The organism is Streptomyces sp. NPDC002092, assembly GCF_053593775.1.
Genome location: NZ_JBSFDG010000003.1, coordinates 185,638 through 200,282, shown reverse-complemented (window position 1 = coordinate 200,282; position 14,645 = coordinate 185,638). Strand labels below are relative to the sequence as shown.

Below are 14,645 nucleotides of genomic sequence, written 5' to 3'. Positions count from 1 at the left end.
ATCGTTGTACTGCGCGGCTGCACTTGTCCGTGGAGCAGCCGGGGAGGAGCGCCACGATGACCGTCCTTGAAGACAGGATCGAGATGGCCGAATACAGCGGCGAGGTGACTCTGGACAGCCTGTTCGAGTCGCTTGAGCGGGCCACCCCCGAGGGCTACAAGGTCGAGATCGTCGAGGGGACCGTCTTCATGGCGCCGCAACGGGATATCCACTGGAAGATCATCCGCAGGATCGTCCGAGCTCTCGAGGATGAATTCGGCATGGACGTCAACGTCCTGTCGGACGTTCGCATCGATTTCCCGGGCAGTCTGAACGGTTACGCCCCGGATGTGGCAAAGATCCGGGAGGGCGCCAAGAAGGACTCCAAAGGCCTGTGGTCCCACCGGGACGTCGAGTTCGTCGCCGAGGTCATCTCGAAGGGCACGGCCCCGAACGACTACGGCCCCAAGAGGACCGCCTACGCCGCCGCCGAGATCCCCGTCTACCTCATCGCCGACCCCTACCAGGGCAAGTGCCACCTCTACACCCAACCGAAGGACGGCGAGTACGTCGTCGAACTGTCCGTTGCTTTCGGCGGCGACGTCGACATGACCACCACCCTCGTCGGCCTCACCCTCAAGACCGAAGAGTTCCCGCGCGACTGAACCCGGCGGCTCACGCAGGCGATGGAAAGCCGCTGGGAAAAGCCGGTGAGCAAAGATCGCGCCGGCGGCAGACTGCCCCCATGACCTCTCCCTCCCCCATCCCTGATGCCAAGGCCGACCTGCACTTCTATCTGCAGTCCGCCCGCGATGCCCTGCTGTGGAAGCTCGAAGGGCTCTCGGAGTACGACATCCGCCGTCCGCGGACGCCGACCGGCACCAACCTCCTGGGCCTGGTGAAGCACGCGACCGGCGTGGAGCTGGGCTACCTCGGCGACACCTTCGGGCGGCCGTTGTCCGGCGGCCCGCTGCCCTGGATGGCGACGGGCGGTGAACCCAACGCGGACATGTGGGCCACCGCCGACGAGTCCCGCAAGTACATCGTGGACCTCTACCGCAGCGTGTGGGCGCACGCGGACGCGACGATCGACGCGCTGCCGCTGGACACCGTCGGCAGGGTGCCGTGGTGGCCCGAGGGCAGGGACCAGGTGACGTTGCATCACGCCGTGGTGCGCGTGATCGCCGACATGCACCGGCACGCCGGGCACGCCGACATCCTCCGCGAACTCACGGACGGCGCGGTGGGGATGAACCAGGGCAACGACAGCATGCCGTCGGACGACGCGGCCTGGTGGGAGAGCCACCGGGACCGGGTGGAGCGTGCGGCGCGGGAGGCCGACCGGAAGCCGGCCTGATCCCCGGTCAGCTTCGGGACGCGGTGCCGCCACCGCTGGGGCGCGGCTTCGACGTGGTCGAACCGCTCTTGGAGGCGGGGGATTTCGCGGTCGCGGGCGTCTGGCGATGACGGTGGCGGGAGATGTTTCTGCGTGGCGGCCGGGTCAGCGTGATCTGACGGACCAGCTGCTGGAAGCAGGCCAGGGAGGCGAGCGTCGGCAGGGCCGCCGCGGCGACACCGGTGAAACTCCTGTCGGCCTCGGCCACGCAGAGTGACATCGCAAGGAAGGAGAAGAGCAGAACGACGAACCAGGAGTGCACGGCCCTGCGTTGGTGAAGGGCGCTGCGCAGAATGGAGAGCGAGGCCACCATCCAGGGGCCGTAGACCAGAAGCGGCCACCAGGTCAGTATTCCGCCCTGCGTTGCCGACGCCACGTGCCGCAGAGGTGCATAGGCCACCATGCCGCCGAAGACGCTCACCATCGAAACGATCACGGCGGCTAGCGCGGCGATCAGAAAGCTGACGGTCTGCAGCCAGGTGAAGCGGAAGCGCAGCCGGAACCGCACTTTCCGGTGCCGGACGGTACGGCGCCGGATGGGTGGCAACTCGGCGGTGATCCTCGCCAGGTTGTCCATCGACTCGCCCGTGAAGTCGAGGTCGGACGGCGGTGGCGGCTCGCGACGAGGCGGCGGCGACACGGTGCCCGCCTGCTCCGCCGTCACGGCGTTCTGCAGGAGGGACGTGAGTTCCTCGACCGGGTCCCAGCCCTCCACCAGGGGGCCCGTGGCGTACATGTCCTCTGCAGGGCCCCGGTGGCGGCCGGTGGCCAGCCCGGTGGGGTAGTCACCGGGATACCGTTCGTGCGGGGTGAAGGAAAAATCCAGGTATTCGTCGTTCATAGAGGTCCGCCCCCGTCATGTAACCGCGTGGCAGCCGGACCGTCCCTGATCGTTCCACCGCCGCCCGAGTTCCTCCTGAGCCGTGTCCAGGATTCCCAGGAACTCGCTGAAGATGGTCCCGGTGACCTGCAGTTCGATGCGCGCACCGTCCCCGTGCAAGGTGCCGCACGCATCGGCCGCCGAGTACGCCGCGGCGGGCGTGAAGGTGTAGCGCCCCACTGCCACCGCACGGGCGGGTGGCAGATCCTCCGCGGTCGCTCCGGAACGGTACGGGTTAAGGAACCTTGCTTTCGCCATATTCCGCTAACGCCGCGTCCCCTCCTCCGGATGCGCGGCAAACGAGTGAGGCCAATTCGACGAAAACATCGACTAGAGCGTTTGTCATCCGAGCCGATCGCACCGTCCTCAATACGTTAAGAGTCCAGCAGTTTGTCTTTTGAATTCTTCTCGCACAGGAAAGATCATTTATTGGGGCGCACCACGGCGCCGCGAGCCGGCTGACAGAATCTGGTCGCATGGCGCTCATCCACAACACCACCCTCAAGCCGACCAAGGTGGAACTGCTCACCACCTGGCTGCCCACCCGCCCCTGGTACCAAGGCGGCCCGGCCACACCGGAGTTGACCAAGGCCGGCGGCTTCCGGCTGGACGACCCGGAGGGCGGGGTCGGCATGGAGTTCATGGTCGCCACCGACGTGTCCGGCCCGGCCCCGGTCGCCTATCTGGTGCCGCTGACCTACCGCGGCGCCCCGCTCGACGGCGCCGAGCACGCCCTCGTCGGCACCATGGAGCACGGCGTGCTGGGCAAGCGCTGGGCCTACGACGGCTGCCACGACCCGGTACTCCTCACCGAGCTCCTGGCCCTGATCGAGGGCCGGGTCCAGGCCATGGCCCAGAGCATCACGGACACCCCCGACCACGAGGTCACCCGCGCCTACGCGGCCGCGTCCCCCGCCATCGAGGGCCCGCTCTCCACGGCGACGGACACCACCGAGTCCACCGAACTCCACGCCGCCGACGGCACGTTGCTCCGCGTGCACCGCGTCCTGCGACCGGCACCGCTCCCTCCGGAGGGAGTGCTCGGCCACGTCACCGGCGCCTGGCAGGCAGCGGACGACACCCGCACCCGGGCTGCGTTCGTCACGCTGCACGCCCCTTCCGGAGCTGAAGGCCGACGCCCTATCCCACAGCTATGAGTTCGGCCCCTCACCACATCCGCGACTCCAAGAACCCCGAAGCCCGAACCCTTCAGCTGACCCCCACCACCTGGTCGACGTTCTTGAAGTCCCTCTAGAACATCCCGTTGCCGTTCGCCGAAGTCGCCGGCACGTCCTGGATCACGTCCCAGTGCTCGACGATCTTCCCGCCCCGCACCCGGAACAGATCCACGATCGCCTGTCCCCGCTCCCCCGGCGCGTTCACGTAGTGGCTGTGGACGGCGACCAGGTCACCCTCGGCGATGACCCGCTTCGGCGTGACCGTCAGCTGCGGGAACTGCTTGAAGTACGCGCCCAGACCCGACCTCACGCCCTCCACCCCATCCGCGATGTCCGGGTTGTGCTGGTCGTACTCGGGCCCCCAGTACCGGTCGATCGCCGACAGGTCCTTCTTCACCAGGAGTTGGTCGAAGGCGGCCGTCACCAGCTTCTTGTTGTACGCCGTGAGGCAGCCCGGCCCCGGCTGCTCCGTCCGCGGCCGACTCACCGTGGAGAACATGTCGTTGCCGTTGACGGACTTCTCCGGCACGGCCTGCCCCACGTCCCAGTGCTCGGCGATCTTCCCGCCCTGGAAGCGGAAGATGTCGAACACCGCGGAGCCCCGCGTACCGGGCGTCAGGACGACGTTGGAGTGGACCAGGACGAGGTCACCCTCGGAGATCACCCGCTTGATGTCGTACTCGGCGTGGGGGAACTGCTTGTGCACCGAGACGGCGAGGTTCTTGAGCATCTCCGCACCGTCCGGCGCGAGCGGGTTGTGCTGGATGTAGTCCGGCCGTACGAAACGGTCCACGACCGCGGTGTCCCCGCGCTCGAACACGCCCTTGAGGACACCGGCGGCCACGGCCTTCTGGTAGCCGAGGCGGGCGGAATCGCCGTAACCGGAGTGACCGGAGTGAGCGGCCGAGGCGGGGTGCGGCGCAGCTACGGCAGGTACCGCGGCGGTACCCAGCGCGGCGGCGGAGGCGGCGAAGGCGACGAGCGCCCTGCGGACGGAGCTGGTGGGGGGCATGCGGCTCTCCGGGAATAGATATTGAAACTTCAAGTTGACGCTTCCCGCAGGAAAGCACTAACCATCAGTTAGCGTCAAGGTCTCCCGGACTCCCCAAGCTCCCTTGCCTAGAGCGCACTCCACGCCGTTGGCTGGGTGGTCATGAAGTACACGCAGCTCGGACGCACGGGACTCAAGGTCAGCCGACTGGTCCTCGGCACCATGAACTTCGGACCGCAGACCGACGAGGCCGACAGCCACGCGATCATGGACGCGGCGCTGGACGCCGGCATCAATTTCTTCGACACCGCCAACGTGTACGGCTGGGGCGAGAACAAGGGCCGTACGGAAGAGATCATCGGCAACTGGTTCGCCAAGAGCGCGGCCCACCGCGACAAGGTCGTCCTCGCCACCAAGGTGTACGGCAACATGGCCGCCGACGGCGAGGCCTGGCCCAACCACGACAAGCTCTCCGCGCTGAACATCCGGCGCGCGGTCGACGCCAGCCTGAAGCGGCTGCAGACCGACCACATCGACGTCTACCAGTTCCACCACGTCGACCGCCGCACCCCCTTCGAGGAGATCTGGCAGGCGATCGACGTCCTGGTCCAGCAGGGCAAGATCCTCTACGTCGGCTCCTCGAACTTCCCCGGCTACAAGATCGCCCAGGCCAACGAGATCGCCGCCCGCCGCGGCGGCACCATCGGCCTGGTCAGCGAGCAGTGCCTCTACAACCTGGCCGAGCGCCGCGCCGAGATGGAGGTCATCCCGGCCGCACAGGAGTACGGCCTCGGGGTCATCCCCTGGTCACCGCTGCACGGCGGCCTGCTCGGCGGCGTGATCAAGAAGGAGGTCGAGGGCGGGCGCCGCGCGAGCGGCCGGGCCGCGGACGCCCTCGCCAACACCACCATCCGCGCGCAGATCCAGGCGTACGAGGACCTGCTCGACAAGCACGGCGTGGAACCGGGCGAGGCGGCCCTGGCCTGGCTCCTGACCCGCCCGGGCGTCACCGGCCCGATCGTGGGCCCGCGCACGGCGGAACAGCTGGAGTCGGCGATCAGGGCGGCGGAGCTGGAACTGAGCGACGAGCTCCTGACCGGCCTGGACGAGGTCTTCCCGGGCCCGGGCCCGTCCCCGGAGGCCTTCGCTTGGTAACGCCGCGAACAGGGGCGCCCCTATAGGGGCGGCGGGGCTGCATTCGATATGCGGCTCCGCCGCGTGGGCGCGACCAGCCGCATACGGCCCGCACCCGGCGACGAACGCGCAGTTCCCCGCTACCTGACCGCCGCTGCGACGACAACGACCACAAGCAGAAGAACTAGCGCACCGGCCATGATCCGGTTTCGGGTTTTCGGGTCCACGCATCGAGCCTAACCGGCACCCCCGAGCGCCCAACGGGCGACCGCCTCATAACGCGGCTGCTCCCCCGGCACCCCGGAACTCGGCAGCTTGCTCCGCACCAGCACCAGCTCCCCCACCGTCCACGTACGGCTCGTGAACTCCCCGAGAGCGGCGACATACGGTCGTACGTCCGTCGCGTCCCGGCTCCGAGCCACCGTCAGATGCGCCTTGTACCGCCGGTGCTGCCCCATCGCCACCCCCGCCTTCCGCGCCGCGGCCTCCGCGCGGTCGGCGAGCAGCCCCAGGGCCGGCAGTTCACCCTCCGCCCCCACCCACAGCGCCCGTCCGTGCCCGAACTGGCCACCGCCCCGCAGGGCCAGCCCGAAGGGCGGGGTCCGCCGTGCCGTCCGCTCCAGCCGGGCCGACAGCTCCGGTACGAGGCCGTCGTCGACCTCTCCGTAGAAGGCGAGCGTGAAGTGCCACCCTTCCCGCGCCGTCCAGCGAAGCGCCCCCGCGTCCGGCAGCTTCTCCAACTCGGCCACCTCGGCGGCGAGTTCATCGACGACGCCCTCGGGGGGCAGCACGGCGGCGAAGAGTCTCATGAAGCCAGTCTGCACACCGCGCCGCCGGCCGGGCGTGTCCCGGTCACCGTGCGTATCGTTGTACTGCGCGGCTGTCCGTGACCGAGCGGCAGCCGAGGAGGAGCGCCACGATGACCGTCCTTGACGACAGGATCGAGATGGCCGAGGAGTGCGACGAGCTGACGCTGGACGTCCTGTTCGAGTGCCTTGAGAAGATGCCCATCCCCGAGGGTACGAAGATCGAGATCGTCGGGGGGAACATCTTCATGTCACCGCAGCGGCAGAACCACTGGGAGATCATCTTCGGTATCGCGAAGCAGCTGGACGCCAAGTACTCGCAGAAGCGGTTGGCATCGGACGTGCGGATCGACTTCCCCGGGCATCTGAACGGCTTCGCCTGCGACCTGGCGGGCATGGCCGAACGGTCGGTCAAGGACAGCAAGGGCCGCTGGCGCTATCAGGACGTCGAATTCGTGGCCGAGGTCATCTCCAAGGACACGGCAGGCAACGACTACGGCCCGAAGAAGGACACCTACGCCGCAGCCGAAGTGCCGGTGTACCTGATCGTGGACCCGTACACCGGCGAGTGGCACCTGCACACCCTGCCGAAGGACGGCAAGTACCACAGCGACGTCAGCTTCTCCTTCGGGGAAGACATCGACCTGACCGGCACCCCGGTCGGCCTGGTCCTCAAGACCGACGAGTTTCCCCGCGACTGACCCCGCCGCCCTTCCTACGCCGCGGCCGCCAACTCCTCCTGCCGCTCCCGCGGCACGAACCGCACGACCGGACGGCCGTGGTTCCAGCCGACCGACAGCCGCAGGCCGCCGACCCTGGCCAGGATCAGGCCGATGGTGACGGCCGCCGCCGCGGAGATCGCGCCGCCCACGGCCAGGCCCGCCCGGACACCGTACGAGTCCGTGACCCAGCCCGCGATGGGTGCGCCGATCGGGGATCCGCCGAGGAAGACCATCATGTAGAGGGCCATGACCCGGCCGCGCATGGCGGGGTCGGTGGCCATCTGGATGCTGGTGTTGGCGGTGACGTTGATCGTCATGCCGAACATGCCGATCGGGGCCATCAGCAGGGCGAACAGCCAGAGGGAGGGCGCGGTCGCGGCCACCAGTTCCAGGGCGCCGAAGGCCGCCGCCGCCCCGATCATCACCCGCATCCGGGCCGTGCCCCGCCGTGCCGCCAGGAGCGCGCCCGCCAGGGAGCCGACCGCCATCACGGTGTTGAAGGCGCTGTAGGAGCCGGCGCCCGCGTGGAAGACGTCGTCCGCGAAGGCCGAGAGGTAGACCGGGAAGTTGAAGCCGAAGGTGCCGATGAACCCGACCAGGACGATCGTCCAGATCAGGTCGGGGCGCCCGGCGACATAGTGGAGCCCCTCCCGCAGCTGGCCCTTTCCGCGCGGTGCCCGCTCGACGACGTGCAGCTCGCGCGCCCGCATCAGCAGCAGGCCGGCGAGCGGGGCGACGAAGGACAGGCCGTTGAAGAGGAACGCCCAGCCGGTGCCCACGCCGGTGATCATCAGGCCGGCCACGGCGGGGCCGACCAGGCGGGCGGACTGGAAGTTGGCGGAGTTGAGGCTGACCGCGTTCTGCAGCTGGTCCGGGCCGACCATCTCGGAGACGAAGGACTGCCGGGCCGGGTTGTCGACGACCGTCGCGAGACCCACGGCGAAGGCGGCGAGGTAGACGTGCCAGACCTGCACATGGCCGGAGAGGGTGAGCGCGGCGAGCGCGATACCGGTGACGGCCATCGAGGTCTGCGTGACGAGCAGCGTGCGGCGCCTGGGCAGCCGGTCGACGAGGACTCCGCCGTAGAGGCCGAGGAACAGCATCGGCAGGAACTGCAGGGCCGTCGTGACGCCGACGGCCGTGGCGGAGCCGGTGAGGCTCAGGACCAGCCAGTCCTGGGCGATGCGCTGCATCCAGGTGCCTATGTTGGAGACGACCTGGCCCAGAAAGAACAGGCGGTAGTTCCTGACCTTCAGCGAGCTGAACATCGAGGACTTGCGGGAGAGCGGGGGTGGAGCGGGGGTGGTAGGTGCCGGTGCGGGGGCGGAAGCTGCTCCGGGTCCCGTACTCAAAAGGGTTCGCCTCCTCGGTATGGCTTACAGATGTGCGAGCTTCTCCAGCACGGGGGCGGCGGCGCGGAGTTTCGCCCACTCGTCCTCGTCGAGGCCGCCGACCAGGTTGGCGAGGAACGCGTTCCGCTTGGCGCGGCTCTCCGCGAGCATGGCCTCGGCCTGTTCGGTCTTGGTGACGACCTTCTGGCGCCGGTCCTCGGGGTGCGGCTCCAGCCGGACCAGGCCCTTGGCCTCGAGCAGCGCGACGATGCGGGTCATCGAGGGCGGCTGCACGTGCTCCTTGCGGGCGAGTTCGCCGGGTGTGGCGCTTCCGCAGTTGGAGAGGGTGCCCAGCACCGACATCTCGGTGGGGCTGAGCGACTCGTCGACCCGCTGGTGCTTGAGTCGACGGGACAGCCGCATGACAGCTGATCGCAGGGAGTTCACGGCGGCAGCGTCGTCGCCATGGCTGAGGTCCGACATGTTCTTTAGCGTAACTCATTACTCTCGCTAAAGACCAGGTGCGACGCGCCGAATGCCCGTGACACGCGCCACTGAATCGGAACATCACTCATATGGGTGATCGTGACGCGGAACGGGACACACCGCGCCGAAGGGTGCCGCGACCCTCGTAGCCATGGGGACCAGTGTGCTCAGCCTGCGGATAGACGGAGAGCTGCTCGAACGGCTCCGGCACCACGCCGCCAAAAGAGGAATGAGCGTCCAGGACTATGTCGTCCGGACGCTCATTCGGGATGACTTCGACGAGCGCTTCCAGTCCGCCGTGGAGGAGACCGAGAGGTTCTACGGCGTCACGTGACGCCCTTCGGTCACGTCAGACCCAGCGCGGGCATCAGGTAGTAGAAGCCGAACACCGCCGCGACGACGTACATCGCCACCGGGACCTCCCGGCCCCGGCCGGCCGCGAGACGCAGCACCGCGAAGGTGATGAAGCCCATGCCGATGCCATTGGTGATGGAGTAGGTGAACGGCATCATCACCATCGTCACGAAGGCGGGGATGGCGATCGTGTAGTCGGCCCAGTCGATCTCCTTGACCGAGCCGGCCAGGATCAGGAAGCCCACCGCGAGCAGGGCCGGGGTGGCCGCCTGGGACGGCACCATCGTGGCGACCGGGGTCAGGAACAGGGCGACGGCGAACAGACCGCCGGTGACGACGTTCGCGAAGCCCGTACGGGCGCCTTCGCCGACGCCCGCCGTGGACTCCACGAACGCGGTGGTGGCCGAGGAGGAGCTGGCGCCGCCGGTCGCGACCGCGAGGCCGTCGATGAACAGGACCTTGTTGATGCCCGGCATATAGCCCTGGGCGTCGGTCAGCTTGGCCTCGTCGCTGACGCCCATGATCGTGCCCATCGCGTCGAAGAAGCACGACAGCAGCACGGTGAAGACGAAGAGGATGCCGGTCAGCACACCGACGTGGGAGAAGCCGCCGAACAGGCTGACCTTTCCGATCAGACCGAAGTCCGGGGTGGCGACCGGGTTGCCGGGCCACTTGGGCGTCGTGAGGCCCCAGGTCGGGATCTTCGCGACGGCGTCGATGATCAGCGCGAGGACCGTCATCGTCACGATCGAGATCAGGATCGCGCCGGAGACCTTGCGCACGATGAGCGCGAGGGTGAGCAGCGCGCCCAGGATGAAGACCAGGACGGGCCAGCCGTTGAGATGTCCGGTGCTGCCGAGCTGGAGCGGGACGGTGGTCTGGGCGACGTCCGGGATCCGGGAGACGAAGCCCGAGTCGACCAGGCCGATCAGCATGATGAACAGGCCGATGCCGATGGAGATCGCCTTGCGCAGGCTGTAGGGCACGGCGTTCATGACGCGCTCGCGCAGTCCGGTGGCCACCAGCAGCATCACGATGAAGCCGGCCAGGACCACCATGCCCATGGCGTCCGGCCAGGCCATCCGGGGAGCGAGCTGGAGCGCGACGACCGAGTTCACACCGAGCCCGGCGGCGAGCGCGATCGGCACGTTGCCGACGACGCCCATGAGGAGGGTCGTGAACGCCGCCGTCACGGCCGTCGCCGTGACCAGCTGGCCGTTGTCGAGCTGGTGCCCGTACATGTCCTTCGCGCTGCCCAGGATGATCGGGTTCAGCACGATGATGTAGGCCATCGCGAAGAAGGTGGCGAAGCCGCCGCGGATCTCGCGCGGCAGGGTGCTGCCCCGCTCGGAGATCTTGAAGTAGCGGTCGAGAGCGCCGGGGACGGGCGCCTTCCCCGACTGTTCGGGGGTGGGGACCTTGGCGGGGGCCGAGGTGGACATTGGATGTTCCTACGAGTAGAAGCAGACAGCGCCGAGCGCAAACGGTTTCAGTATGAACATATGAGTCCGGTGACGCTATCTCCGCGCGTAGAGCGGACCGCCTCGTAAGCTGTGCGCATGGCGAAGTGGACCCCCCAGCACGAGGCGCCGGAGCCCCTTGAGGGCCCCGTGGTCGCCACCATCACCGGCGGCACGATCCTCTGGTTCGTCCTCTTCCTGGTGCAGCTTCCCTTCTACGGCTGGTTCGAGGACCACGGCCATCTGTGGTGGCTGTGGACGTGCCTGACCGGGGGCGTGCTCGGGCTGTACGGCGTGTGGTTCGTGAGGAAGCGGGACGCGGCGATCAAGCGGGCGGCCGCAACGGGGGCTGCGCCGGCGGAACGGGCGACGTCGGCCGAGTAGCACCCGGCGGTGGGGTGGGCGCTGCTGGGGGCTGCGCCCCCAGACCCCGCTTTTCGGCCTGAACGGCCTCGTCCTCAAACGCCGGACGGGCTGAAACAGGCCGACCCTCACCGAGACGTGCCGCCCCGGCTGCAACCACCGCACGAAGTCGCTACTACCACCGCACGAGATTGCTCCTCCCCAGGTCGGATCTTCCGGGCGCTCGGCGGGTGAAGGGGTGAATCCACACGTACCGTCGAATGCATGACGCACATCGACGCGGGCGCGGAGCTCGACCCTGTGCACCCCGTTCCTGTTCCGGTGTCGGCGCGGGGGCTGACCGCGGCCGAGGTGGCCGAGCGGGTGGGGCGGGGGCAGGTCAACGACGTTCCGGTGCGCAGCAGCCGGTCGATGGGCGAGATCGTCCGGGCGAACGTCTTCACCCGGTTCAACGCGATCATCGGTGTGCTCTGGCTGGTCATGCTGTTCGTCGCGCCGTTCCAGGACAGCCTGTTCGGGTACGTGATCATCGCCAACACCGGCATCGGTGTCATCCAGGAGTGGCGGGCGAAGAAGACCCTGGACTCGCTCGCGGTGATCGGGGAGTCGCGGCCCACCGTGCGGCGGGACGGGGTGGCCGCCGCGATCAGCACCTCGCAGATCGTGCTGGACGACCTGATCGAGATCGGGCCGGGGGACAAGGCCGTGGTCGACGGGGTGTGCGTCGAGGCCGACGGGCTGGAGATCGACGAGTCGCTGCTCACCGGCGAGGCCGACCCCGTGGTCAAGAAGCCCGGGGACCAGGTGATGTCGGGCAGCTTCGTGGTGGCCGGCGGCGGCGCCTTCAAGGCCACCAAGGTGGGCCGCGAGGCCTACGCCGCCCAGCTCGCCGAGGAGGCCTCCCGCTTCACCCTGGTCCACTCCGAGCTGCGCACCGGCATCTCGACGATCCTCAAGTACGTGACGTGGATGATGATCCCGACCGCGATCGGCCTGGTCATCAGCCAGCTGGTGGTCAAACAGCACGGCTTCAAGGACTCGGTCGCACGGACGGTCGGCGGTATCGTCCCGATGGTCCCGGAGGGGCTGGTGCTGCTGACGTCGGTCGCCTTCGCGATAGGTGTCATACGACTTGGCCGAAAACGGTGCCTGGTGCAGGAACTCCCCGCCATCGAGGGCCTCGCCCGCATCGACACCGTCTGCCTCGACAAGACCGGCACCCTCACCGAGGGCGGCATGGACGTCACCGAGCTCAGGCCGCTGCAGGGCGCCGACGAGTCGTACGTACGCAAGGTCCTCGGCGCCCTCGGCGAGTCCGACCCGCGGCCGAACGCCTCCCTGCAGGCGATCATCGACGCCTACCCGGACGTCGAGGACTGGCGCTGCACCGAATCCCTGCCCTTCTCCTCCGCCCGCAAGTACAGCGGCGCCACCTTCAGCGAGGGCAACGGCGAGTCCAGTACGTGGCTGCTGGGGGCGCCCGACGTGCTGCTGGGCGCCGGCGATCCGGCCCTGAAGGAGACCGGGCGGCTCAACGAGCAGGGCCTACGGGTGCTGCTGCTCGCCCGGGCCGGCCGCGACCTGGACGATCCCGAGCCCGCGAACGGGGCCAGGCCCACCGCCCTCGTCGTCCTCGAACAGCGCCTGCGCCCCGACGCGGCGGACACCCTGCGCTACTTCGCCGACCAGGACGTCCGCGCCAAGGTGATCTCCGGCGACAACGCCGTGTCGGTCGGCGCGGTGGCCGCCAAGCTGGGCCTGACCGGCACGACCGTGGACGCCCGCCACCTGCCCTCCGAGCAGGAGGAGATGGCGAAGTCGCTCGACAAGGGCACGGTGTTCGGTCGGGTCACCCCGCAGCAGAAGCGGGACATGGTGGGCGCCCTGCAGTCCCGCGGTCACACGGTCGCGATGACCGGCGACGGCGTGAACGACGTACTGGCTCTGAAGGACGCCGACATCGGCGTGTCCATGGGCTCCGGTTCGGAGGCCACCCGGGCGGTCGCGCAGATCGTGCTGCTGAACAACAGCTTCGCCACGCTGCCGTCGGTGGTCGCGGAGGGCCGGAGGGTCATCGGCAACATCACCCGGGTCGCGACCCTGTTCCTGGTGAAGACGGTCTACTCGGTGCTGCTGGCGGTGCTGGTGGTGTGCTGGCAGGTGGAATATCCCTTCCTGCCACGGCACTTGACGCTTCTGTCCACCCTGACGATCGGCATCCCGGCCTTCTTCCTCGCCCTGGCCCCCAACAAGGAACGGGCGAAACCCCACTTCGTACGGCGGGTGATGCGGTACTCGATACCGGGCGGGGTGGTGGCCGCGGTGGCGACCTTCGTGATGTATCTGATCGCCCGTCATTACTACACCGGACCGGGTCAGTTGGACGCGGAGACCAGCGCCGCCACACTGACCCTGTTCCTGATCTCCATGTGGATCCTGGCGATCATCGCCCGTCCCTACACCTGGTGGCGGATCGCCCTGGTGGCCTCGATGGGCGTGGCGTTCCTCTTCGTACTGATCGTGCCGCAGCTCCAGCACTTCTTCGCGCTGAAGCTGGTCGGCGAGACGATGCCATGGGTCGCGGTCGGCATCGCGGCGGTGGCGGCGGTCGCCCTGGAGTTGCTGTGGAAGTGGGTCGACCGCCGTTTCCGGGCCTAGGCCTGCTTACTGCACGTCGACGAAGTCGCCCGTGGCGTTGACCGCCGGGGTGGTCGTGGTGCCCGCGAAGGCGTAGCGGTAGTAGCCGTCGACCGTGGCCGTGGTCGTCGTCTTCAGGTCACCGGTGGTGCTCGTCTTGATGGTCTTCAGCGTGGTGTAGGTGCTGGAGCCCTTCTTGCGGAACTGCAGCTTCACCGGCTGGGTGCTGTAGCCGTGGTACTTGTTGTCCTCCCAGTTGGCACGGGAGAGCTTGCCGACCACGGTGATGGTCTTGCCCTTCCTCACCGGCTCCGGGGCGGCGTTGACCGTCAGCCTGGAGTTGCGCTGGACGAGGGTGCTGCCGAGGTCGCCCTGCAGGGAGTGGTCCCCGGTGCTGTACTGCAGCGCGATCGCGCCGGCCGACCACTTGCCCGCGTCCGAGTTGAGCAGGTCACCGGCGGTGCCGCCCTCGTTGATCGGGAAGATGTCGATGTCGCCCTTGCAGCTGGCGGTGGTGGCCGAGGTGGCCGTGCAGGTGGCGGGCAGTTCGCCGCCGAGCACGTTCTGGGCGCTGTTGATCGAGCTGCCCTTGTAGATGATGGGGCCGCTGTCGAAGTCGCTGGAGTTGATTTTGTAGTTCGCCCCGTGGGTCAGCGTGTAGGTGACCGTCGTGGAGACGTGGTTCGTGGTGCCGACCTTGACCGCCTTTGCGATCTTGAGGTTGGAGAAGGTGACACCCAGGTCCGCGGCGGCGGCGCTGCTGCTGAAGGCGGTCTTGCCGTGCGCGGCGAGAATCTTCGCGGCCTCCGTCTTGTACGACGGGGCGTCGGCGGCGTGCGCGGCCGGCAGGGCGAAGGCGGAAAGGGCCAGGGCGCCGGAGACGGCGGCCACAGTGGCACGTATGCGCATGTGTTCCCCAAGTGGAGAA

At 68.3% G+C, this 14,645-nt stretch carries 17 protein-coding genes; 9 read left to right on the top strand and 8 right to left on the bottom strand.

Annotated features, from left to right (window positions below; genetic code table 11):
• Positions 1-56 precede the first annotated feature (56 nt).
• Together ACWCRD_RS08400 and ACWCRD_RS08395 are read left to right on the top strand one after the other, a co-directional pair.
• The gene (locus ACWCRD_RS08400) at positions 57-644 is read left to right on the top strand and encodes a Uma2 family endonuclease (RefSeq protein ID WP_450965147.1); all 588 of its coding nucleotides are present in this window, start codon (positions 57-59) and stop codon (positions 642-644) included.
• Between the two features lie 80 nt (positions 645-724).
• A complete protein-coding gene (locus tag ACWCRD_RS08395; RefSeq protein ID WP_450965146.1) occupies positions 725-1,336 on the top strand; it encodes a DinB family protein in 612 nt (203 codons plus the stop codon).
• 7 nt (positions 1,337-1,343) lie between these two features.
• Here the strand turns inward: ACWCRD_RS08395 and ACWCRD_RS08390 are convergent, their stop codons facing one another.
• Positions 1,344-2,216 carry a DUF2637 domain-containing protein gene (locus tag ACWCRD_RS08390; RefSeq protein WP_450965145.1) on the bottom strand — a complete coding sequence of 291 codons (873 nt, stop codon included), beginning with the start codon at positions 2,214-2,216 and terminating at the stop codon, positions 1,344-1,346.
• A gap of 15 nt (positions 2,217-2,231) precedes the next feature.
• Positions 2,232-2,513: a hypothetical protein gene (locus ACWCRD_RS08385; protein ID WP_450965144.1), complete on the bottom strand. Its 282-nt coding sequence runs from the start codon at positions 2,511-2,513 to the stop codon at positions 2,232-2,234.
• Positions 2,514-2,731: 218 nt separating this feature from the next.
• Here ACWCRD_RS08385 and ACWCRD_RS08380 point away from each other — a divergent pair, with 218 nt between their 5' ends.
• A complete protein-coding gene (locus ACWCRD_RS08380) occupies positions 2,732-3,412 on the top strand; it encodes a maltokinase N-terminal cap-like domain-containing protein (protein WP_450965143.1) in 681 nt (226 codons plus the stop codon).
• Positions 3,409-3,510, top strand: a complete 102-nt coding sequence (locus tag ACWCRD_RS08375; RefSeq protein ID WP_450965142.1) for a DUF397 domain-containing protein — start codon at positions 3,409-3,411, stop codon at positions 3,508-3,510. Before ACWCRD_RS08380 ends, ACWCRD_RS08375 begins: the two co-directional genes overlap by 4 nt.
• Here ACWCRD_RS08375 and ACWCRD_RS08370 read toward each other — a convergent pair.
• A complete protein-coding gene (locus ACWCRD_RS08370) occupies positions 3,507-4,445 on the bottom strand; it encodes a nuclear transport factor 2 family protein (protein WP_450965141.1) in 939 nt (312 codons plus the stop codon). The genes ACWCRD_RS08375 and ACWCRD_RS08370 overlap by 4 nt on opposite strands.
• A 141-nt stretch (positions 4,446-4,586) precedes the next feature.
• Here ACWCRD_RS08370 and ACWCRD_RS08365 point away from each other — a divergent pair, with 141 nt between their 5' ends.
• Positions 4,587-5,579, top strand: a complete 993-nt coding sequence (locus ACWCRD_RS08365) for an aldo/keto reductase (protein ID WP_450965140.1) — start codon at positions 4,587-4,589, stop codon at positions 5,577-5,579.
• A gap of 215 nt (positions 5,580-5,794) precedes the next feature.
• On the opposite strand, the gene thpR is transcribed toward ACWCRD_RS08365, so the two are convergent.
• Positions 5,795-6,367 carry an RNA 2',3'-cyclic phosphodiesterase gene (thpR, locus tag ACWCRD_RS08360; RefSeq protein ID WP_450965139.1) on the bottom strand — a complete coding sequence of 191 codons (573 nt, stop codon included), beginning with the start codon at positions 6,365-6,367 and terminating at the stop codon, positions 5,795-5,797.
• A 110-nt stretch (positions 6,368-6,477) separates the two neighbouring features.
• Here thpR and ACWCRD_RS08355 point away from each other — a divergent pair, with 110 nt between their 5' ends.
• Positions 6,478-7,065 carry a Uma2 family endonuclease gene (locus tag ACWCRD_RS08355; protein ID WP_450965138.1) on the top strand — a complete coding sequence of 196 codons (588 nt, stop codon included), beginning with the start codon at positions 6,478-6,480 and terminating at the stop codon, positions 7,063-7,065.
• Between the two features lie 14 nt (positions 7,066-7,079).
• Here ACWCRD_RS08355 and ACWCRD_RS08350 read toward each other — a convergent pair whose 3' ends face one another.
• Positions 7,080-8,438 carry an MFS transporter gene (locus ACWCRD_RS08350; protein WP_450965137.1) on the bottom strand — a complete coding sequence of 453 codons (1,359 nt, stop codon included), beginning with the start codon at positions 8,436-8,438 and terminating at the stop codon, positions 7,080-7,082.
• A 24-nt stretch (positions 8,439-8,462) separates the two neighbouring features.
• Positions 8,463-8,900 carry a MarR family winged helix-turn-helix transcriptional regulator gene (locus tag ACWCRD_RS08345; RefSeq protein ID WP_351478131.1) on the bottom strand — a complete coding sequence of 146 codons (438 nt, stop codon included), beginning with the start codon at positions 8,898-8,900 and terminating at the stop codon, positions 8,463-8,465.
• Positions 8,901-9,054: 154 nt separating this feature from the next.
• On the opposite strand from ACWCRD_RS08345, the gene ACWCRD_RS08340 reads away from it, so the two are divergent.
• Complete coding sequence (locus ACWCRD_RS08340; protein WP_115907461.1) at positions 9,055-9,237, top strand: ribbon-helix-helix protein, CopG family; 183 nt, start codon at positions 9,055-9,057, stop codon at positions 9,235-9,237.
• Between the two features lie 10 nt (positions 9,238-9,247).
• Here the strand turns inward: ACWCRD_RS08340 and ACWCRD_RS08335 are convergent, their stop codons facing one another.
• Positions 9,248-10,699 (bottom strand): NCS2 family permease, encoded by a 1,452-nt coding sequence (locus tag ACWCRD_RS08335; RefSeq protein WP_450965136.1) that lies wholly within the window; start codon positions 10,697-10,699, stop codon positions 9,248-9,250.
• 117 nt (positions 10,700-10,816) lie between these two features.
• Between ACWCRD_RS08335 and ACWCRD_RS08330 the strand changes: the two genes are divergently transcribed.
• Both ACWCRD_RS08330 and ACWCRD_RS08325 read left to right on the top strand, forming a co-directional pair.
• Positions 10,817-11,101, top strand: a complete 285-nt coding sequence (locus tag ACWCRD_RS08330) for a DUF2530 domain-containing protein (protein WP_450965135.1) — start codon at positions 10,817-10,819, stop codon at positions 11,099-11,101.
• A gap of 243 nt (positions 11,102-11,344) precedes the next feature.
• Entirely contained in the window at positions 11,345-13,738 is a 2,394-nt protein-coding gene (locus tag ACWCRD_RS08325; RefSeq protein ID WP_450965134.1) for an HAD-IC family P-type ATPase, read from the top strand.
• Positions 13,739-13,744: 6 nt separating this feature from the next.
• Here ACWCRD_RS08325 and ACWCRD_RS08320 read toward each other — a convergent pair whose 3' ends face one another.
• Positions 13,745-14,626 (bottom strand): hypothetical protein, encoded by an 882-nt coding sequence (locus ACWCRD_RS08320; protein WP_450965133.1) that lies wholly within the window; start codon positions 14,624-14,626, stop codon positions 13,745-13,747.
• Positions 14,627-14,645 lie beyond the last annotated feature (19 nt).

Coding starts and splice junctions, on each gene's coding strand:
- ACWCRD_RS08370 (WP_450965141.1), bottom strand. CDS start 4,445: ATGCCCCCCACCAGCTCCGTCCGCAGGGCGCTCGTCGCCTTCGCCGCC.
- ACWCRD_RS08375 (WP_450965142.1), top strand. CDS start 3,409: ATGAGTTCGGCCCCTCACCACATCCGCGACTCCAAGAACCCCGAAGCC.
- ACWCRD_RS08340 (WP_115907461.1), top strand. CDS start 9,055: ATGGGGACCAGTGTGCTCAGCCTGCGGATAGACGGAGAGCTGCTCGAA.
- ACWCRD_RS08325 (WP_450965134.1), top strand. CDS start 11,345: ATGACGCACATCGACGCGGGCGCGGAGCTCGACCCTGTGCACCCCGTT.
- ACWCRD_RS08335 (WP_450965136.1), bottom strand. CDS start 10,699: ATGTCCACCTCGGCCCCCGCCAAGGTCCCCACCCCCGAACAGTCGGGG.
- ACWCRD_RS08385 (WP_450965144.1), bottom strand. CDS start 2,513: ATGGCGAAAGCAAGGTTCCTTAACCCGTACCGTTCCGGAGCGACCGCG.
- ACWCRD_RS08365 (WP_450965140.1), top strand. CDS start 4,587: ATGAAGTACACGCAGCTCGGACGCACGGGACTCAAGGTCAGCCGACTG.
- ACWCRD_RS08395 (WP_450965146.1), top strand. CDS start 725: ATGACCTCTCCCTCCCCCATCCCTGATGCCAAGGCCGACCTGCACTTC.
- ACWCRD_RS08345 (WP_351478131.1), bottom strand. CDS start 8,900: ATGTCGGACCTCAGCCATGGCGACGACGCTGCCGCCGTGAACTCCCTG.
- ACWCRD_RS08390 (WP_450965145.1), bottom strand. CDS start 2,216: ATGAACGACGAATACCTGGATTTTTCCTTCACCCCGCACGAACGGTAT.
- ACWCRD_RS08355 (WP_450965138.1), top strand. CDS start 6,478: ATGACCGTCCTTGACGACAGGATCGAGATGGCCGAGGAGTGCGACGAG.
- ACWCRD_RS08380 (WP_450965143.1), top strand. CDS start 2,732: ATGGCGCTCATCCACAACACCACCCTCAAGCCGACCAAGGTGGAACTG.
- thpR (WP_450965139.1), bottom strand. CDS start 6,367: ATGAGACTCTTCGCCGCCGTGCTGCCCCCCGAGGGCGTCGTCGATGAA.
- ACWCRD_RS08320 (WP_450965133.1), bottom strand. CDS start 14,626: ATGCGCATACGTGCCACTGTGGCCGCCGTCTCCGGCGCCCTGGCCCTT.
- ACWCRD_RS08330 (WP_450965135.1), top strand. CDS start 10,817: ATGGCGAAGTGGACCCCCCAGCACGAGGCGCCGGAGCCCCTTGAGGGC.
- ACWCRD_RS08400 (WP_450965147.1), top strand. CDS start 57: ATGACCGTCCTTGAAGACAGGATCGAGATGGCCGAATACAGCGGCGAG.